The organism is Alcaligenes sp. Me129 (assembly GCF_050487245.1).
Classification (GTDB): domain Bacteria; phylum Pseudomonadota; class Gammaproteobacteria; order Burkholderiales; family Burkholderiaceae_B; genus Alcaligenes; species Alcaligenes phenolicus.
Map to the genome: position 1 here is coordinate 87,010 of NZ_JBKQGX010000009.1, position 17,631 is coordinate 104,640.

The following is a 17,631-nucleotide window of genomic DNA, read 5'->3' on the forward strand; positions in this document are numbered from 1 at the left end:
AACGTAATGGTAGAACTCACCATCGATGGCATTAAAGTTGACGCCCCGGAAGGCAGCATGGTCATTCAGGCTGCCCATGACGCCGGGGTCTACGTGCCGCACTTCTGTTATCACAAAAAACTGAGTATTGCCGCCAACTGCCGCATGTGTTTGGTGGACGTGGAAAAAGCGCCCAAGCCTTTGCCTGCTTGCGCCACTCCCGTCACCAACGGCATGGTTGTGCGTACTCGTTCGGAAAAAGCCATTGCCGCTCAAAAAAGCGTCATGGAATTCCTGCTGATCAACCACCCCCTGGATTGCCCCGTGTGCGACCAGGGCGGTGAGTGTCAGCTGCAGGATCTGGCCGTGGGTTACGGTGGCTCCGAGTCGCGCTACAAGGAAGAAAAGCGCGTTGTGGCCGCCAAATCCATGGGCCCACTGATCTCGACCGAAGCCATGCAGCGTTGCATTCATTGCACCCGCTGTGTGCGTACTGGCGAAGAAATCGCCGGCGTTCAAGAGGTTGGTATGCTCAACCGCGGCGAGCACGCTGAAATCACCACCTTTGTGGGTCGCGCAGTCGAGTCTGAATTGTCGGGCAACATGATTGACGTTTGCCCCGTGGGTGCCTTGCTGTCCAAACCCTTCCGCTTCAATGCCCGTACCTGGGAATTGGCCCGTCGTCGCAGCGTTAGCCCGCACGACAGCGTGGGTGCCAACCTGGTGCTGCAAGCCAAGATGGACAAGGTGCTGCGTGTTGTTCCTTTCGAGAACGACGAAGTCAACGAGTGCTGGATCAGCGACCGTGACCGTTTCTCCTACGAAGGCCTGTACACCGAAGATCGTCTGACTCGCCCCATGGTGCGCGGTGATGACGGCCAGTGGCGCGAAGCCTCCTGGAACGACGCCATGCAAACCATCGTTTCCGGCATGAACGCCGTGCGCGAGAAGTTTGGTGCAGATCAGCTGGGCTGTATTGGTTCGGCTACCTCCACGACTGAAGAACTGGCTTTGCTGGCTCGTCTGGGTCGTGCTCTGGGTACCGAAAACGTGGACTTCCGTCTGCGTCAGACCGATGCCCGTCTCGATGGTGCTCTGGCCGGTGTGCCTTGGTTGGGTATGCCTCTGACCGCCTTGAACGAGCTCGATCGCGTTCTGGTCGTGGGCTCCTTCCTGCGTAAAGATCACCCCTTGATGGCCCAGCGTCTGCGTCAGGCTGTCAAACGTGGCGCTCAAGTTTCCTTTATTGATTCGGCTGCCGATAATCCATTGTTCAATGCGATTGCTGGCCGCATGACGGTTGCTCCCAGCCAGTTGGCCAACTCTCTGGCTCAAGTGCTGGTTGCCGTTGCCAAAGCCAAAGACAGCGCAGTTCCTGCGGGTCTGGAAGGCGTGCAAGTTTCTGCTGAAGCTCAGCAGATTGCTGACAGCCTGGTTTCCGGCGAACGCGTCGCTATCTTGCTGGGCAATATGGCTGTCAACTCGGATCAGGCTAGCGTAATTGCTGCCAACGCCAATGCGATTGCACAGGCTAGCGGTGCCAAGCTGGGCTTCCTGACTGCCGGTGGTAACACCGTGGGTGGTTATTTGGCTAACGCCGTACCGGGCAAGGGCGGTTTGACTGCCGAGCAAATGCTGGCTCAAACCCTGCGTGCTTACCTGGTTCTGAATGTTGAGCCAGCACTGGACAGCGATCTGGGCGAACGAGCAGTAGAAACACTGAAGTCCGCCACCTTCTCGGTTGCGCTGACTTCCTATCGTTCCGCTGCCGAGCAGTGGGCCGATGTGATGCTGCCCGTGTCTCCTTTCACTGAAACCTCCGGCACCTTCGTGAACGCCGAAGGCCGTGTACAAAGCTTCAAGGGTGCTGCTGCTCCTGTGGGCGATACACGTCCGGCCTGGAAGGTTCTGCGCGTGCTGGGCAATCTGTTCCAGCTAGATGGTTTTGACGATGAAACCTCCGAATCGGTTCGTGACTCTGTCATGGCTGCCGGTGTGGAATCGCGTCTGTCCAACCAGATCAATCTGGCTGCCAGCGTTCTGCCTGCAGCGAGCGGGCTGGAGCGTGTGGCTGATGTACCTATCTACCGCAGCGATGCGCTGGTACGCCGTTCGGCTCCCTTGCAGGAAACACCCGCTTCGGCAGCCCCTACGGCTCGCATGGCCGCTGCCACGCTGGCCCAACTGGGTCTGGCTGACGGCGATCTGGTAAAGGTTCGTTCTTCGCAAGGCGAAGTCAGCCTGCCAGCTCAGCTGGATGACACCGTGGCATTGAACTCGGTGCGTGTTGCCACCGCTTTTTCTGAAACAGCCGCTTTGGGTAGCGCATTCGGTCAATTGACAGTGGAGCGTGCATAACATGGAATTTCTCTCTGCCATCAATAGCTACGGCACGGACCTGCTGGGTCCGACCGCATGGTATGTGGTGTGGACGCTGCTGAAGGTTGTTGCCATCGCTGTGCCCGTCATTCTGTGTGTTGCCTACCTGACTTACTGGGAACGCAAGATGATCGGCTTCATGCACGTTCGTCTGGGACCAACCCGTGTTGGTTACCGTGGCTTGCTGCAGCCTTTCGCTGACGTTTTCAAACTGCTGACCAAAGAGCTGATCGTTCCAGCCAAGTCCAACAAGGTCCTGTACCTGTTGGCTCCGGTTGTGACGCTGATGCCTGCTCTGGCTGCCTGGGCTGTGATTCCTTTCAGCCCCGATGTGGTTCTGTCCGACGTTAACGCCGGTCTGCTGTACATTCTGGCGATTACTTCGCTGGGTGTGTACGGTGTGATCGTGGCCGGTTGGGCTTCCAACTCCAAGTACGCCTTGCTGGGTGGTCTGCGCGCAGCCGCTCAGGTGCTGTCCTACGAACTGGCCATCGGTTTCGTGCTGATTACCGTGTTGCTGGTTTCCGGCACGCTGAATCTGTCGGGCATCGTGGTCGGTCAGACTCAGGGTTACTTTGCGGACAAGGGCTTGAACTTCCTGTCCTGGAACTGGCTGCCACTGCTGCCACTGTTTGTGATCTACGTGATTTCCGCCGTTGCTGAAACCAACCGTCACCCGTTTGACGTGGTGGAAGGCGAATCGGAAATTGTGGCTGGTCCCATGGTGGAGTACTCCGGTACCGGTTTCGCTCTGTTCTTCCTGGGCGAATACGCCAACATGATTTTCCTGTCGGCTCTGGCGTCCATCATGTTCTTGGGTGGCTGGACTCCCATTGTCGAGTTCGCTCCATTTACCTGGATTCCGGGGTGGCTGTGGCTGGGTCTGAAGACCTTTGTCGTGGTCTCCATGTTCATCTGGTTCCGTGCAACGTTCCCACGTTACCGCTATGACCAGATCATGCGTTTGGGCTGGAAAGTATTTATCCCGCTGACCGGTGTTTGGCTGGTTATTGTGGCGATCTGGATGCAGACGCCCTGGAACATCTGGCATTAAGGCTAAGGGGCAAGATTATGGAAGCAATCAAAGATTTCTTTGGCAGCCTGATGCTGTCCGAGATGCTCAAAGGCATGCGCCTGACGGGGAAGTATTTCTTCAAGCGCAAGGTAACCCTGCGTTATCCCGTTGAAACCACGCCCGCTTCGCCACGTTTTCGCGGTCTGCACGCTTTGCGTCGCTACGAAAACGGCGAAGAGCGTTGCATCGCGTGCAAACTGTGCGAGGCCGTATGTCCCGCCATGGCCATCTCGATCGAATCGGCAGAGCGCGAGGACGGTACCCGTCGTACTACGCGTTATGACATCGATCTGGCCAAGTGTATTTTCTGTGGTTTCTGTGAAGAAAGTTGCCCGGTCGATTCGATCGTGGAAACGCACATTCACGAGTACCACGGTGAAAAACGCGGCGATTTGTACTACACCAAGGACATGCTGCTGGCTATTGGTGACCGTTACGAAGACGAGATCGCTCGTCGTCGTGCCGCAGATGCACCTTATCGCTAAGGCCGGAGCTCTACACTCATGTTATTTACTACTGTTCTGTTTTATGTGCTGGCGCTGGTGATGGTGGTGGCCGCGTATCGCGTGATCGCTGCCAAGAATCCGGTTACAGCCGTATTGCATTTGATTCTGGTGTTCTTCACGGCCGCCATGATGTGGATCACGATGGGCGCCGAGTTCCTGGGCCTCTTGCTGGTGGTGGTCTATGTGGGCGCCGTGATGGTGATGTTCCTGTTCGTCATCATGATGCTGGACGTTCGTCAGGAATCCGCTGCCAAGAAATTCAAGGCTCACGTGCCTATGGGGCTGTTGATCGGCGCCATCATGGTTCTGGAAATGGGCTTTGTGCTGACCAAACTGTGGTTCACAACGGCACCTGCTGCCGCGGTGGCTGCGGACTACAACAACACCCGTGTTATTGGCGAGTTGATGTACTCCCAGTACGTGCTGGCGGTGTTGCTCGGTGGCATTGTGCTGCTGGTTGGCATGATCTCGGCCATTGCACTGACTCTGCGTAAACGTGAAGGTGTCAAACGCACCGTTTCCAGCGAACAAGTCAAGGTTCGTTCGCAAGACCGTCTGCGCATGGTTTCCATTCCTTCTCAAACCGAAAAGCCGTCGGCGTCCAGTTCGGCTGACGCTGTCGTGCCAGGAGACAAATGATGATGACGCTGACGCTTGCGCACTATTTGGTCCTGGGCGCTGTGCTGTTCACGATCGGCCTGTTCGGCTTTTTCCTGAACCGTCGCAACCTGATTATCTTGCTCATGTCTGTTGAGCTGATTCTTTTGTCGGCCAACATGAACTTTGTGGCCTTCTCCACCTGGATGGGCAACGAGGCAGGTCAGGTGTTTGTCTTTTTCGTCCTGACGGTCGCTGCGGCCGAGGCGGCCATTGGTCTTGCAATTCTGGTTCTGTTGTTCCGTAACCTTAATTCGATCAATGTCCAGGATCTCGACCAGCTCAAGGGTTGATGGGATAGCACACTAATGAACTCCATAAATCTTTACTTAACAATTGCGCTTGCTCCCCTGGTGGGTTCGGCGCTAGCCGGTTTGTTCGGTACCGGCTTTCTGGGTCGATTTATCGGCAAGACAGGCGCTCACCTGATTACGATCGCGGGCGTGCTGATTTCCTTTATCGGCTCGGTCATGGTCATGTTGCAGGTTCTGGAAGGCCAGACCTTCAACGGTCCGGTCTACACCTGGATCACCATTGGCAGCATTCAGTGGGATATCGGCTTTCTGATCGACAAGCTGACTGCCCTGATGATGGTGGTGGTGACGTCCGTGTCGCTGATGGTGCATATCTACACCATTGGCTACATGAAGGATGATCCGGGCTACCAGCGCTTTTTCTCCTACATCTCGCTGTTTACCTTCTCGATGCTGATGCTGGTCATGTCCAACAACATGCTGCAGCTGTTCTTCGGTTGGGAAGCGGTGGGTCTGGTGTCTTACCTGCTGATCGGTTTCTGGTACGAGCGCAAGACTGCCATTTTTGCCAACATGAAGGCCTTCCTGGTCAACCGTGTGGGTGACTTCGGTTTTGCTCTGGGTATTGGCTTGCTCTACGCCTACACCGGCTCCATGAACTACAGCGACGTGTTCGCCAAGGTTCAGGAACTGAGCACCATGACATTCCCCGGTACTGACTGGCAATTGCTGACCGTTGCTGCTCTGGCCCTGTTTGTGGGTGCCATGGGTAAATCGGCTCAGGTGCCGTTGCACAGCTGGCTGCCTGACTCCATGGAAGGTCCTACTCCTATCTCGGCGCTGATTCACGCCGCGACCATGGTGACGGCCGGTATCTTCATGGTGGCTCGTTTCTCGCCTGTGTTTGAACAGTCGACAACCGCGCTGTCCTTCATCATCGTGATCGGTGCAACGGGTGCCTTGTTCCTGGGCTTGCTGGGTATTATCCAGAACGACGTCAAACGCGTTGTGGCTTACTCCACCTTGTCCCAGCTGGGTTACATGACGGTAGCTCTGGGTGCTTCGGCTTACTCGGCTGCTGTGTTCCACCTGATGACACACGCTTTCTTCAAAGCCTTGCTGTTCCTGGGCGCTGGTTCGGTGATTATCGGTATGCACCACGATCAGGACATCCGCAATATGGGTGGTCTGCGCAAGTACATGCCTATTACCTGGCTGACTTTCCTGATTGGTACGCTGGCTCTGGTGGGTACGCCGTTCTTCTCGGGTTTCTACTCGAAAGAGCACATCATCGAAGCCGCAGGCGAAGCCGGTATCTGGGGTTCGACCTACGCTTACTACGCCACACTGATCGGTGTGTTCGTCACCTCGCTGTACTCCTTCCGTCTGTACTTCCTGGTATTCCACGGCAAAGAGCGCTTCCGTGACGTCAAGCACGACGAGTCGCATGGTCACGACGACCATCACGCTCACGGTGGCGATCCTCACGAGTCGCCTTGGGTGGTTACGCTGCCTCTGGTTCTGCTGGCCATTCCGTCGATCTTCGCCGGTATCTGGTTCGTTGATCCATTGCTGTTCGGTGGCTACTTTGAAGGCATTGTGACGGTTCTGCCTGAACACCCTGCAATGGCAACGCTGGCCGAGCACTGGACCGACTGGATGGCTTACGCCGTACACGGTTTTGGCACACTGCCATTCTGGCTGGTTGTGGCTGGTGCTGTGGTGGCCTGGTACATGTACCTGGTTAATCCTGCTTTGCCTGCCGCTATCAAAAAGAACTGCTCTTTTATCTACCGTATCCTGGAGAACAAGTACTACGTTGACTGGTTCAACGAGCAAGTGCTGTCTCGTGGCGTTCGCTGCCTGGGTACGGGCCTCTGGAAAGGTGCTGACCGCGGTCTGATTGACGGCCTGGTGGTCAACGGTAGTGCACGCGTAGTGGGCTGGGTGGCTGCAATCAGCCGTCATATCCAGTCCGGCTATGTCTATCACTACGCCTTTGCCATGATCCTCGGGATCCTGGCGCTCTTATCCTTTTTTGTACTGACGGTTCGGTAAATGGCTAGCGATATGGCGTCTTCTACTCTTCCTTGGTTAACGCTGGCGATTTTCGTACCTATCGTCGCTGGCCTGTTGGTGCTGGCTCTGGGGCGTGATGATCGTCCCACCTTCACCCGCTGGCTGGCTCTGCTGGGTTCGATTGCCGGTCTTGTTGTCACTATTCCTCTGTACACGGGCTTCAATCCCGGTACGGCCGACATGCAGTTTGTCGAGCTGGCCCCCTGGATTGATGCCTTCAAGGTGAATTACCACCTTGGCGTGGACGGTATTTCCATGTGGTTTGTTCTGCTGACTGCTTTCATCACGGTGATCGTGGTGCTGGCGGGCTGGCAGGTAATCAAGAACCGCGTGGCGCAATACATGGGTGCCTTCCTGATCCTGTCGGGTCTGATGGTTGGCGTGTTTGCCGCTCTGGATGGCTTGCTGTTCTACGTGTTCTTTGAAGCCACGCTGATCCCGATGTATTTGATCATCGGTATCTGGGGTGGTCCGAACCGCGTGTATGCATCGGTCAAGTTCTTCTTGTACACCTTGCTCGGCTCGCTGTTGACCCTGATCGCATTCATCTATTTGTGGAATGTGTCCGGCGGTACTTTCGATATCCTGACCTGGCATAAAGTGCCGCTGGATTACACCACTCAGGTGCTGATCTTTGCTGCTCTGTTCATGGCTTTTGCTGTGAAGGTGCCTATGTGGCCTGTCCACACCTGGTTGCCGGATGCCCACGTGGAAGCACCTACTGGTGGTTCCGTGGTGCTGGCTGCCATCATGTTGAAACTGGGTGCTTACGGTTTCCTGCGCTTTTCCCTGCCCATCGCTCCTGATGCTTCGCAAGGTCTGGCCGGAATCATCATTGCCCTGTCTCTGGTCGCGGTGATCTACATTGGTCTGGTCGCCATCGTTCAGGACGATATGAAAAAGCTGGTGGCTTACTCCTCTGTGGCTCACATGGGTTTTGTCACGCTGGGCTTTTTCGTGTTCAACACCACGGGTATGGAAGGCGCGATCATGCAAATGATCTCGCACGGTTTCGTGTCCGGTGCCATGTTCCTGTGTATCGGTGTTCTGTACGACCGTCTGCACAGCCGCCAAATCGCCGATTACGGTGGTGTGGTCAAGGTGATGCCTCGTTTCGTCACCTTCTTTGTGCTGTTCTCTATGGCCAACAGCGGTTTGCCAGGCACCAGCGGCTTTATCGGTGAGTTTACCGTCATCATGGGCGCGGTGGAGTACAACTTCTGGATCGGTCTGTTGACTGCAACAGCGCTGATTACAGGCGCGTCTTACTCACTGTGGATGCTCAAGCGCGTGGCCTTTGGCCCCGTGGGTAACGACAATGTTGCCGGCATGAGCGACCTGAGTGGCCGTGAGTTCTTCGTTCTTGGCGTAATGGCGATTGCGGTGCTGGGCATGGGTGTGTATCCCAAGCCATTTACCGAGGTCATGCACGTTTCGGTTGAAGCGTTGCTGCAACACGTCTCCATCTCGAAACTGTAGGCCGAATCACTATGGATACTACCTTTAACTTTTCTCTGGCTTTGCCCGAGATCCTGCTCCTGGTTCTGGCTTCGTGTGTGCTGATTTTTGATGCGTTCAGCAAACACAAACAGCGCCACTCGACGTTTGTTCTGAGCCTGTTGACGCTTGCCGTGGTTGCGGCCAGCGTAGCCTGGCAGTGGTCCAAGGGCGTGAGCGGTGTCTCGTTTGGTGGCCTGTTCGTTGCAGACGAGTTGGCGCACTTTCTGAAGCTGCTTTCGTGTGTGGCCGTGGCTGCTACCCTGATCTACGGTCGTGAGTACGCCGAACAGCGCGACATGATGGAACGCGGTGGCGAACTCTACACCCTGACTCTGATGGCTCTGCTGGGCCAGATGATCATGATTTCGGCCAACAGCATGTTGACCGCTTATCTGGGTGTGGAGCTGATGTCCTTTGCGCTGTACGCACTGGTTGCGCTTCGTCGTGAACACCGTCAGTCCATTGAAGCGGCGTTGAAGTACTTCGTTCTGGGTGCGTTGGCATCGGGTATCTTGCTGTACGGTATGTCCATGATTTTTGGCGCTACCGGCCATCTGGAATTCCCACGTATCGCTGAAGTCATCGCTAACGGTCAAGCCGAGCGTCTGGCTCTGGTCTTCGGTGTGGTGTTTGTTGTGGCAGGTCTGGCCTTCAAATTGACGGCTGCTCCTTTCCATATGTGGACACCGGACGTCTATCAAGGCGCTCCTACTACCGTTACCCTGATCATCGGTGCTGCTCCTAAACTGGCTGCTTTTGCCGTAACCATGCGCTTCCTGGTTGAAGCCCTGCACGGTATTGCCGTGGACTGGCAGCCCATGTTGCTGATCATGGCCGTGCTGTCGCTGGCTCTGGGTAACCTGACTGCGATCATGCAAAAGAATCTCAAGCGTATGCTTGCGTATTCGACCATCTCGCACATGGGTTTCATTTTCCTGGGCTTGCTGGCTGGCGTGTTCAATGGCGAGACTCACTCTCAAGCCTACGGTGCTTCGCTGTTCTATGTGGTGATCTACGTTCTGACTACCCTGAGCACTTTCGGTCTGATCCTGATTCTGAGCCGTCGTGGTTTTGAATGCGAAAACATCAGCGACCTGAAAGGCCTGAACCGCCGTAACCCTGGTCTGGCTTTGATCTGGCTGCTATCCATGTTCTCCCTGGCTGGTATTCCTCCGCTGTCCGGCTTTGCTGCCAAGCTGAGTGTTCTGCAAGCTGTGGTGGGTGCGGGCTATGTCTGGCTGGCTGTGTTTGCCGTGATCATGTCCTTGATTGGTGCTTTCTACTACCTGCGTGTCGTGAAGGTTGTTTACTTCGACGAACCTGAAGGTGAAGAGCATCCTGTGGCAACGGGCTTGCTGACCAAGCTGGTCATGCTGGTAAACGGCGTTCTGATTATCGGCCTGGGCGTGTTGCCTGGTGGCTTGATGGACACCTGCATCCGCGTGATTCAGTCTTCCCTGCAGTTTTAAGTAGGTAGCACTATGGACCAAAGCCTTTCCATCTGGGTCTTGATTGTTCTTTCCGTGATTACGGCTAATCTGCCGTTTCTCGTGGAAAAGCCCTTGCTGGTTTTGCCTTGGTCCATGCCGGGCGAGCGCTCAGGCCTCTCGCCCTGGCTGCAGCTGATCGTTGGCCTTGTGTACCTGGCCGTGCTGGCTGCTTTGGGTTTGGGAATCTACACGGTGATTGCCTCCAGCTCCGGCCTGAGCTCCTTGCCAGTCATGTTGGGCAAGTTGTTTTTGGGTCTGGCTTTGGTGGGAGCCATGTTTTATTTCCCGGCCTGGCGCTCTCGCCATCAGAAAGTTTCCAAAGGCTTTTTTTCTCGCCTTCTGGAAGTCTGTGCGTTTTACGGGATTATGGGTGCGTTCGGCTTTGCTTTTGAAGCCAGCATCGGTAACCCGTTCAAGCAGACTTGGGTGTTCTACACCATTACCTTTGCTTTATTCTTGGTGATGGCGTACCCCGGCTTTGTGTATCGCTATTTGATGCGCCACCCCAAGGGCAAGTTTGAATAGTGCTGAATGCATGAAAAAAACCTCGCAAGATTGCGAGGTTTTTTTTGTCCTGAATGTCTGTGTCATGCCGTCAGCGGCGGGCTTTGACCCATGTGAGGGGCTGCATACCGCGTGTGCAGCCCCCAGAATCGATCAAGGTTTGTCCAGGGGGGCATGGGTAGCGCCAGCCACGCCCAGACGCTTGCAGACGCCCTGAGCTTCTTGAGCGAGAACCAGCGTCAGTTGTTCGGCAGGCAGGGCACGACCCAAGGCAGCGCTTTGTCCGCTCCACAGAGAACTGAATTCGGTACGGCCTTGTTTTTCGGCTTCGATACGCAGCGGGCTGAGAGCCGAACCCGCATGGGGAAATACCGGAGCGCTGGCACTTAAAGGACCGATTTCATCCATCAGACGAGTGCGGATACTGCGGGCAGGGCGGCCGGAGAACAGATTGGTCAAGGCTGTGCCGTCCGAGCGACTATTGGACAGGGCTTCGCGATGCAGTGGAGTGATCTTGGATTCAGGGCAGAACAGGTAGGCCGTGCCAATTTGAGCGGCGCTGGCGCCCAAGGCCAGGGCGGCAGCAATACCGCGTCCATCGGCAATACCACCGGCTGCAATCACGGGAATAGTGACGGCATCGGCAATCTGGGGAACCAAAGACATGGTGCCCACTTGTGTATGCACTTTATCGTCCAGGAATATGCCTCGGTGGCCACCGGCTTCCAGACCCTGGGCGATGATGATGTCGGCGCCGTGCTCTTGCAGCCAGACCGCCTCAGCCGTCGTGGTAGCGCTGGACATGACCAGGGCACCGGCTTTTTTCACACGCTGGACCAGCTCGGGGGAGGGCAAGCCGAAGTGGAAGCTGACGACTTCGGGTTTCAGGTCTTCGACCAATTCTGCATGCTGACTGGAGAAGGGCGCGCGTGCCGCTTTGGGCAATTCCTGATTGGGGTCCTGGCCGTATTCCTGGTAGTAAGGCATCAGGCGCAGACGCCACTCTTGCAGAGCCTCTGGCTCCAGGCGCAGGTCTTCATGACAAAAGAAGTTCAGATTGATAGGGGCCGATACGGCTTGCCGGAACAAGCCTACTTGTTCCCGAATCTGCTCCGGACTGAGCATGGCGCAGGCCAAAGAGCCCAGACCGCCAGCACGAGCAACGGCAATGGCCAGTTCGCTGTCTTGGGCGCCGGCCATAGGGGCTTGAACGATGGGATGTTCGATGTGGAGCAGATCCAGCAAGGTATTGTTGGGCCAGATGTACATGGAGGGCGTCCTCGGTCATTTCGCGATAGCTTTTATCGTAGCAGGATGAGTTCAGGCTGAAAACTGACATTGTCGCCTGTTGGCAGGGCCGTGCCCGGGCTGCAGCAGGCTACAATAATCGTCTTTTGGCACAGTGGCTGTGCTGTATTTTCTTGCTTTGTGGACGATCTGATGTCTCATCTCATTCTTCAAGGGCCGCGCCTGGATAGCGCCATCATCGAAAAAATTGCGGCAGTGGTGCAGGCCGATGGAGTCCAGGAGCTGGGTCCTACCGCCGTGCGCCTGCTGGGTGCAGATGCTACGCAACGCGCTGAGGTGCAGGCCCTGTGCAAGACCGGCGCGATGGATTTTGCTTTTCTGGAGCAGATTGATCGCCTGAAAGAAATGCGTGTGCTGGCAATGGACATGGATTCCACGCTGATCAATATCGAGTGTATTGATGAGATCGCTGATATGGCTGGCCGCAAGGAGCAGGTTGCCACAATTACTGAAGCGGCCATGCGCGGCGAAATCAAGGACTTCACCGAGAGTCTGAATCGCCGTGTCGCATTTCTGGAAGGTGTGCCGGTCAGCGATCTGACTCGCGTCTATGAAGAGCGCTTGCAGCCTAACCTGGGTGCGGATCGTTTGATTGCGACGGCCCATGCCCACGGGGTGAAAACTTTGCTGGTGTCGGGGGGCTTCACCTTCTTCACCGAGCGCATGAAAGACCGTTTCAGTCTGAGCTACGCCCACTCCAATACCTTGGAAGTGGTGGACGGCAAGCTGACCGGTAAAGTGTTGGGCGCAATTGTAGATGGTCAGGCTAAAGCCCGTTTCCTGCAGGAACTGGCGGCTGAGCTGGGTGCAGGTCCAGAGCAGTGTATTGCGATTGGAGATGGGGCCAATGACTTGCCCATGATGTCCAAGGCCAAGTACTCGGTGGCTTATCGTGCCAAGCCGGTGGTGCAGGAGCAAGCCAGCTTTGCCTTGAATCACTCTCCGTTGGATGCCGTGTTGAACTGGTTCCGCCTGGACGTTTGATGTCGGCGGATCGTCAGCGTAGTCTGGCGAAAGAATGAAGGTGGGCGCCCCAAACTCAAGGCTTACCAAGAGTTGGTCTGTATATAGGCCTTCAAGCTCACCAGCGTAAACGCACAAGGCAGGAGTTTGGCTGTCAAAAATAAAAGAGCGCTGTCCTTGGGCAGCGCTCTTTTTTATATCCTAGCCTTGTTGTTAAGGCTTACTTCTCTTTGCGCAAGCTGTTCAAGACATTACGCACGGCTTGAATACGGTTCTTGATTTCCTCGCCTTTGGTAATTTCAACCTTGAGCTTGTCCGGCCCAGCCAGGCGTACCTGCTTGTTCTTTTGCACCAGTTCAATAATGCTGACCGCGTCCACATTGGGCTTGGAGGAAAACTGAATCGTCGCTTGAGCTTCGCTGGCATCGATTTTCACAATACCCAGAGGCTCGGCCTTGATACGCAAGCGATGCACGGCTAGCAGGTTCTCGCCGGCTTCTGGCAGCAGGCCGTAGCGGTCGATCAGCTCCTCATGGATGTGGATTAGGTCGTCTTCGGTACGGGCGTGTGACAGGGCTTTGTAGTGGCCCAGACGGGCATTCACATCCGGACAGTAGTTGGCTGGTAGCAGCGCAGAAGTATGCAGATTCACTTCGCACTGCAAGGCAAAGGGCGAGTCTAGGTCAGGTTCTTCACCCGCTTTCAGGGCTTTGACGGCCGTGTTGAGCATATCCGCATACATGGAATAGCCCACTTCCTGAATGTCGCCGGATTGGGATTCGCCCAGCACTTCACCGGCACCCCGAATTTCCAGATCGTGCATGGCCAGGAAAAAGCCTGCACCCAGCTCTTCCATGGCTTGAATGGCTTCCAGCCGCTTTTTCGCATTGCTGGTGATGGCATCCTCGCCAGGGGTCAGCAGATAGGCATAAGCCTGGTGGTGGGATCGACCCACTCGTCCGCGCAGCTGGTGCAGTTGAGCCAGACCCAGGCGATCCGCACGGTGGATGACGATGGTATTGGCCGTGGGTACATCAATGCCGGTTTCAATAATCGTGGTACACAGCAGTACGTTGTAGCGTTTCTGGTAGAAGCCCTTCATGACGGCTTCCAGTTCGCGTTCCGGCATTTGGCCGTGGGCCACTGCAATACTGGCTTCTGGCACCAGTTCTTCCAGACGGGCACGGCGGTTGTGAATGGTCTCGACTTCGTTATGCAGGAAGTAGACCTGACCACCGCGTTTCAATTCGCGCAGCAGCGCTTCGCGTATGGTGCTGCCATCTTCACGACGCACGAAGGTCTTGATCGCCAGACGTTTTTGCGGTGCCGTTGCAATGACGGAAAAGTCCCGTATGCCTTCCAGGGACATGCCCAAGGTGCGTGGAATAGGTGTCGCGGTCAGGGTCAGGATATCGACTTCGGCACGCAGCTGTTTCAAGGCCTCTTTCTGGCGCACACCAAAGCGGTGTTCCTCGTCGATGATGACCAGACCCAGTTGTTTGAAACGCACATCCGAGGACAGGATTTTGTGCGTACCAATCACAATATCTACGCTGCCATCGCGCAGGCCCGCAATCGCGGCCTGTGTTTCCTTGGTCGAACGGAAGCGGGACAGTTCGGCAACACGGATAGGCCAGTCGGCAAAACGGTCCGAGAAGGTCTGCGCATGTTGCTCGGCCAGCAGAGTGGTTGGGCACAACAGGGCAACCTGTTTGCCATTGGCCACGGCCAGAAAGGCGGCACGCAGGGCGACTTCGGTTTTACCAAAGCCCACATCCCCGCAGACCAGACGGTCCATAGGCTGGCCGGACGTCATGTCGTTCACGACGGCTTCAATGGCAGCAGCCTGGTCCGGTGTTTCCTCAAAGCCAAACCCTTCGGAGAAGGCTTGATAGTCATTGAGCGGCAGCTTGAACTTGAAGCCTTCACGAGCGGCGCGCTGAGCGTACAGGGCCAGCAATTCCGCAGCGCTGTCACGTGCTTGTTTCGCTGCGCGGCGGCGGGCCTTATCCCATTGGCCGGAGCCGAGCTGGTGTAAAGGTGCATGCTCGGGATCAGCACCGCTGTAACGGGCAATCACGTGCAACTGGGCTACGGGCACATACAAAGTGCTGCCTTTGGCGTATTCCAGGTGCAGGAACTCGACCGGGCCTTCGCCCAGGTCCATTTCTTTCAGGCCGCAGTAGCGTCCAATCCCGTGCTCGGCGTGAACGACGGGGTCGCCTTCACGCAGTTCGGACAGATCCCGCACCATGGCTTCCACATCGCTGCTGCGCTCGTTGCGGCGACGGCTGCTTTGGGTGCGAGTCTGGGTGGGGTAAAGGTCGTTTTCAGTCAGCAGGCTCAGGCTGTCATGCACCAAGGCAAAGCCACGCGACAAAGGTGCGACGACCAGGGCAAAAGCCGCGTCTGACTCCAGGAAATCGGCCAGACTCTGACAGTCTGTTGCGGGTGACAGATCATGTTCACGCAGCATCTGCAGCAGCGTTTCCCGACGACCTGCCGAATCCGCACACAGCACGGTCCGGTTTTTCGGGTCCAGCACTTCTTGCCGCAGTTGAGCCAATGGATCCTTGTCGCGTCGGTTCACCGCGACCACAGGCAAAGGCTCGAAATCGGGATGAGCGATAGGCTGGTTGTCAGCCTGTGCGCTCAGGCTCAGGCGGCTGAAAGGCTTGATGCCATTGAAAAACTGCTCGTCTGACAAAAACAGGCTTTCTGGCGGCAGAATCGGGCGTTCACGGTCGTTCTTTAGGAAGGAAAAACGGCTATGAGTATCGCTCTGGAAGCGGCCAATCGCGTTTTGTGCATCCCCGTGAGTAATGACCAGGCTGCCTTGGGGCACATAGTCCATCAAGGTGGCCGTTTCTTCAAAGAACAGCGGCAGATAGTATTCAATACCGGCAAAGGCAATGCCGTTGCCTACATCTTTATAGGGCAGGGCACGTGAAGGATCGCCCTCAAAGAACTCGCGGAAACGCGCCCGGAATTGCGTGCGCGCCTCTTCATCCATGGGGAATTCACGGCCGGGTAGCAGCTGGATTTCCTTGACCGGATACAGGCTGCGCTGGGTGTCGATATCAAAGCTGCGTATGCTTTCAATTTCGTTGTCGAACAGGTCCAGACGGTAAGGCAGCACTGAACCCATAGGGAACAGGTCAATCAGGCCACCGCGAATGCTGAATTCGCCTGGAGCGCTGACCTGTGTCATATGGGTGTAGTTGGCCAACATCAACTGGGCGCGCAGTTGCGCCTCATCCAGCTCGTCGCCCTGGCGGAATGAGAAGGTGTAGGCGGCCAGAAAGGAGGGCGGTGCCAGACGATACAAGGCGGTGGTGACGGGGACCGTCAGTACATCGACCTCGTGCATGGTCAGGGCATGCAAGGTGCGCAAACGCTCGGAGATCAGATCCTGGTGCGGAGAGAAGCTGTCGTACGGCAGTGTTTCCCAGTCCGGCAGTTGGCGCACGCGCAGAGCGGGGCCAAACAACAGGATCTCCTCGGCCAGCCTTTGGGCCGTCAAGGGATCGGCGCAGAGCACCAGAATAGGCGCTTTATGTTGGCGGGCCAGGTCGGCAATCAGGCAGGCATCACCCGAGCCGGGGGGCATGGGCTGCGAGTAGCGTTGACCGGGGCGTAAGGCAGCCAGCACATCTTGGGTGCTGGGCAGGGACAGGGAGTGCTGTTTTTCGGTTTCCATCAGGATTGTCATTATAAAATCACCCACCTATGAAGACTACCTTGATTGCAATTGTTCCAGCCGCCGGTATTGGCTCGCGCGCCCTGGATTCTGCCACGAAGGCGCAAGGCTTGCCCAAGCAATACCGTTTGCTGGGTGGGCAGCCCATGTTGCGCCGCTCGGTACAGGCTTTGCTGGCTGATGAGCGCATCAGCCAGGTGCGGGTGGCCGTGGCCCCCGGTGATACCTGGGCCGCCGCCGCACTGGAAGGTTTGCCGCGCACGATTTGTCTGCCTTGTGGTGGGGAAACGCGGGCAGAAACAGTGCTCAATACCTTGCAGAGCCTGGATAAGGACGAACAAGCCTGGGCTCTGGTTCACGATGCTGCTCGTCCCGGTTTGCCCAGGAAGGCTTTGGCGCGGCTGATTGATGCCTGCTTGCAGGCGCAACGCGGTGGCTTGCTGGCTTTACCCGTGCCTGATACCGTCAAGCGCGCAACGCCTGCCGAGCCAGCCGCGGTGCAGGAAACAGTGGACAGAGATGGACTGTGGTTAGCGCAGACTCCCCAGCTGTTTCCTGCCCATACTCTGCGTGAGGCTCTGCTAGCGGCTAAAGAACAGGGTTTTGCGGTGACGGATGAGGCCAGCGCCATGGAGTTGGCGGGCAGCCAACCCTTATTGATATTGGGTTCGGCGCGGAATTTTAAAGTCACCTGGCCTGAAGATTTTGAATTGATGGAGAAATGGTTATGAGCATGCCGATTCGCGTAGGACAAGGTTTTGATGTGCATGTGCTGTGCGAAGGCCGACCTTTGATTTTGGGCGGCGTCACCATTCCGCATACGCATGGCCTGATGGGGCATTCGGATGCTGATGCCTTGCTGCATGCGATTACCGATGCGATTCTGGGGGCGGCAGGCCTGGGAGATATTGGTCGTCACTTTCCGGACACGGACCCAAAATACAAGGGGGCCGATAGTCGAGTGCTGCTGCGCCATGCTTATGAGCAGGTACGTGCGGCTGGCTGGTTGGTAGGCAATGTGGATGCCACGATTCATGCGCAAAAACCCAAGATTGCACCACATGCTCCGGCGATGGTGGCCAATATCGAGGCCGATCTGCAATTGGAACCCGGCAGTGTGAACATCAAGGGAAAAACAAACGAGGCGATCGGCTTTGTGGGGCGCCAGGAAGGGATTGCGGTGACCTCAGTTGCCTTGTTGTACCGTGCTTGATTGACTGCGGGGCTGAGTCCGGCC

14 protein-coding genes are annotated in these 17,631 nt (G+C 56.4%); 12 read left to right on the forward strand and 2 right to left on the reverse strand.

Going from position 1 to position 17,631, the window contains the following annotated elements:
• Positions 1–6 precede the first annotated feature (6 nt).
• Genes nuoG through ACLPGZ_RS11560 form a run of 9 tightly spaced genes read left to right on the forward strand, consistent with a single transcriptional unit; the run spans position 7 to position 10,444 of the window.
• Entirely contained in the window at positions 7–2,337 is a 2,331-nt protein-coding gene (nuoG, locus tag ACLPGZ_RS11520) for an NADH-quinone oxidoreductase subunit NuoG (protein WP_239054510.1), read from the forward strand.
• 1 nt (position 2,338) lies between these two features.
• Complete coding sequence (gene nuoH, locus ACLPGZ_RS11525) at positions 2,339–3,412, forward strand: NADH-quinone oxidoreductase subunit NuoH (RefSeq protein WP_009456680.1); 1,074 nt, start codon at positions 2,339–2,341, stop codon at positions 3,410–3,412.
• Between the two features lie 17 nt (positions 3,413–3,429).
• A complete protein-coding gene (nuoI, locus tag ACLPGZ_RS11530; RefSeq protein ID WP_003801051.1) occupies positions 3,430–3,918 on the forward strand; it encodes an NADH-quinone oxidoreductase subunit NuoI in 489 nt (162 codons plus the stop codon).
• 18 nt (positions 3,919–3,936) lie between these two features.
• Positions 3,937–4,578: an NADH-quinone oxidoreductase subunit J gene (locus ACLPGZ_RS11535; RefSeq protein ID WP_009456678.1), complete on the forward strand. Its 642-nt coding sequence runs from the start codon at positions 3,937–3,939 to the stop codon at positions 4,576–4,578.
• Between the two features lie 2 nt (positions 4,579–4,580).
• The gene (gene nuoK / locus ACLPGZ_RS11540; RefSeq protein ID WP_026483136.1) at positions 4,581–4,889 is read left to right on the forward strand and encodes an NADH-quinone oxidoreductase subunit NuoK; all 309 of its coding nucleotides are present in this window, start codon (positions 4,581–4,583) and stop codon (positions 4,887–4,889) included.
• Between the two features lie 15 nt (positions 4,890–4,904).
• Positions 4,905–6,908: an NADH-quinone oxidoreductase subunit L gene (nuoL, locus tag ACLPGZ_RS11545; RefSeq protein ID WP_086061087.1), complete on the forward strand. Its 2,004-nt coding sequence runs from the start codon at positions 4,905–4,907 to the stop codon at positions 6,906–6,908.
• Between the two features lie 12 nt (positions 6,909–6,920).
• A complete protein-coding gene (locus ACLPGZ_RS11550) occupies positions 6,921–8,408 on the forward strand; it encodes an NADH-quinone oxidoreductase subunit M (protein ID WP_026483134.1) in 1,488 nt (495 codons plus the stop codon).
• Between the two features lie 11 nt (positions 8,409–8,419).
• Positions 8,420–9,898 (forward strand): NADH-quinone oxidoreductase subunit NuoN, encoded by a 1,479-nt coding sequence (gene nuoN, locus ACLPGZ_RS11555; protein ID WP_083053262.1) that lies wholly within the window; start codon positions 8,420–8,422, stop codon positions 9,896–9,898.
• A 12-nt stretch (positions 9,899–9,910) separates the two neighbouring features.
• Positions 9,911–10,444, forward strand: a complete 534-nt coding sequence (locus ACLPGZ_RS11560; protein WP_009456672.1) for a DUF2818 family protein — start codon at positions 9,911–9,913, stop codon at positions 10,442–10,444.
• A 132-nt stretch (positions 10,445–10,576) separates the two neighbouring features.
• On the opposite strand, the gene ACLPGZ_RS11565 is transcribed toward ACLPGZ_RS11560, so the two are convergent.
• Complete coding sequence (locus ACLPGZ_RS11565; protein ID WP_137431430.1) at positions 10,577–11,692, reverse strand: NAD(P)H-dependent flavin oxidoreductase; 1,116 nt, start codon at positions 11,690–11,692, stop codon at positions 10,577–10,579.
• Between the two features lie 171 nt (positions 11,693–11,863).
• On the opposite strand from ACLPGZ_RS11565, the gene serB reads away from it, so the two are divergent.
• Positions 11,864–12,715 carry a phosphoserine phosphatase SerB gene (gene serB, locus ACLPGZ_RS11570; RefSeq protein ID WP_009456669.1) on the forward strand — a complete coding sequence of 284 codons (852 nt, stop codon included), beginning with the start codon at positions 11,864–11,866 and terminating at the stop codon, positions 12,713–12,715.
• A 199-nt stretch (positions 12,716–12,914) separates the two neighbouring features.
• Here the strand turns inward: serB and mfd are convergent, their stop codons facing one another.
• Complete coding sequence (gene mfd, locus ACLPGZ_RS11575) at positions 12,915–16,394, reverse strand: transcription-repair coupling factor (RefSeq protein WP_021446887.1); 3,480 nt, start codon at positions 16,392–16,394, stop codon at positions 12,915–12,917.
• A 29-nt stretch (positions 16,395–16,423) separates the two neighbouring features.
• Here mfd and ispD point away from each other — a divergent pair, with 29 nt between their 5' ends.
• Both ispD and ispF read left to right on the forward strand, forming a co-directional pair.
• Positions 16,424–17,125, forward strand: a complete 702-nt coding sequence (gene ispD, locus ACLPGZ_RS11580) for a 2-C-methyl-D-erythritol 4-phosphate cytidylyltransferase (RefSeq protein WP_239054508.1) — start codon at positions 16,424–16,426, stop codon at positions 17,123–17,125.
• Entirely contained in the window at positions 17,122–17,607 is a 486-nt protein-coding gene (ispF, locus tag ACLPGZ_RS11585; protein WP_021446886.1) for a 2-C-methyl-D-erythritol 2,4-cyclodiphosphate synthase, read from the forward strand. Before ispD ends, ispF begins: the two co-directional genes overlap by 4 nt.
• Positions 17,608–17,631: the final 24 nt, after the last annotated feature.

Bases quoted from the DNA above. Each gene is read 5' to 3' on its own strand.
- nuoG (WP_239054510.1), top strand. From the start codon at position 7: ATGGTAGAACTCACCATCGATGGCATTAAAGTTGACGCCCCGGAAGGC.
- nuoH (WP_009456680.1), top strand. From the start codon at position 2,339: ATGGAATTTCTCTCTGCCATCAATAGCTACGGCACGGACCTGCTGGGT.
- nuoI (WP_003801051.1), top strand. From the start codon at position 3,430: ATGGAAGCAATCAAAGATTTCTTTGGCAGCCTGATGCTGTCCGAGATG.
- ACLPGZ_RS11535 (WP_009456678.1), top strand. From the start codon at position 3,937: ATGTTATTTACTACTGTTCTGTTTTATGTGCTGGCGCTGGTGATGGTG.
- nuoK (WP_026483136.1), top strand. From the start codon at position 4,581: ATGACGCTGACGCTTGCGCACTATTTGGTCCTGGGCGCTGTGCTGTTC.
- nuoL (WP_086061087.1), top strand. From the start codon at position 4,905: ATGAACTCCATAAATCTTTACTTAACAATTGCGCTTGCTCCCCTGGTG.
- ACLPGZ_RS11550 (WP_026483134.1), top strand. From the start codon at position 6,921: ATGGCGTCTTCTACTCTTCCTTGGTTAACGCTGGCGATTTTCGTACCT.
- nuoN (WP_083053262.1), top strand. From the start codon at position 8,420: ATGGATACTACCTTTAACTTTTCTCTGGCTTTGCCCGAGATCCTGCTC.
- ACLPGZ_RS11560 (WP_009456672.1), top strand. From the start codon at position 9,911: ATGGACCAAAGCCTTTCCATCTGGGTCTTGATTGTTCTTTCCGTGATT.
- ACLPGZ_RS11565 (WP_137431430.1), bottom strand. From the start codon at position 11,692: ATGTACATCTGGCCCAACAATACCTTGCTGGATCTGCTCCACATCGAA.
- serB (WP_009456669.1), top strand. From the start codon at position 11,864: ATGTCTCATCTCATTCTTCAAGGGCCGCGCCTGGATAGCGCCATCATC.
- mfd (WP_021446887.1), bottom strand. From the start codon at position 16,394: ATGGAAACCGAAAAACAGCACTCCCTGTCCCTGCCCAGCACCCAAGAT.
- ispD (WP_239054508.1), top strand. From the start codon at position 16,424: ATGAAGACTACCTTGATTGCAATTGTTCCAGCCGCCGGTATTGGCTCG.
- ispF (WP_021446886.1), top strand. From the start codon at position 17,122: ATGAGCATGCCGATTCGCGTAGGACAAGGTTTTGATGTGCATGTGCTG.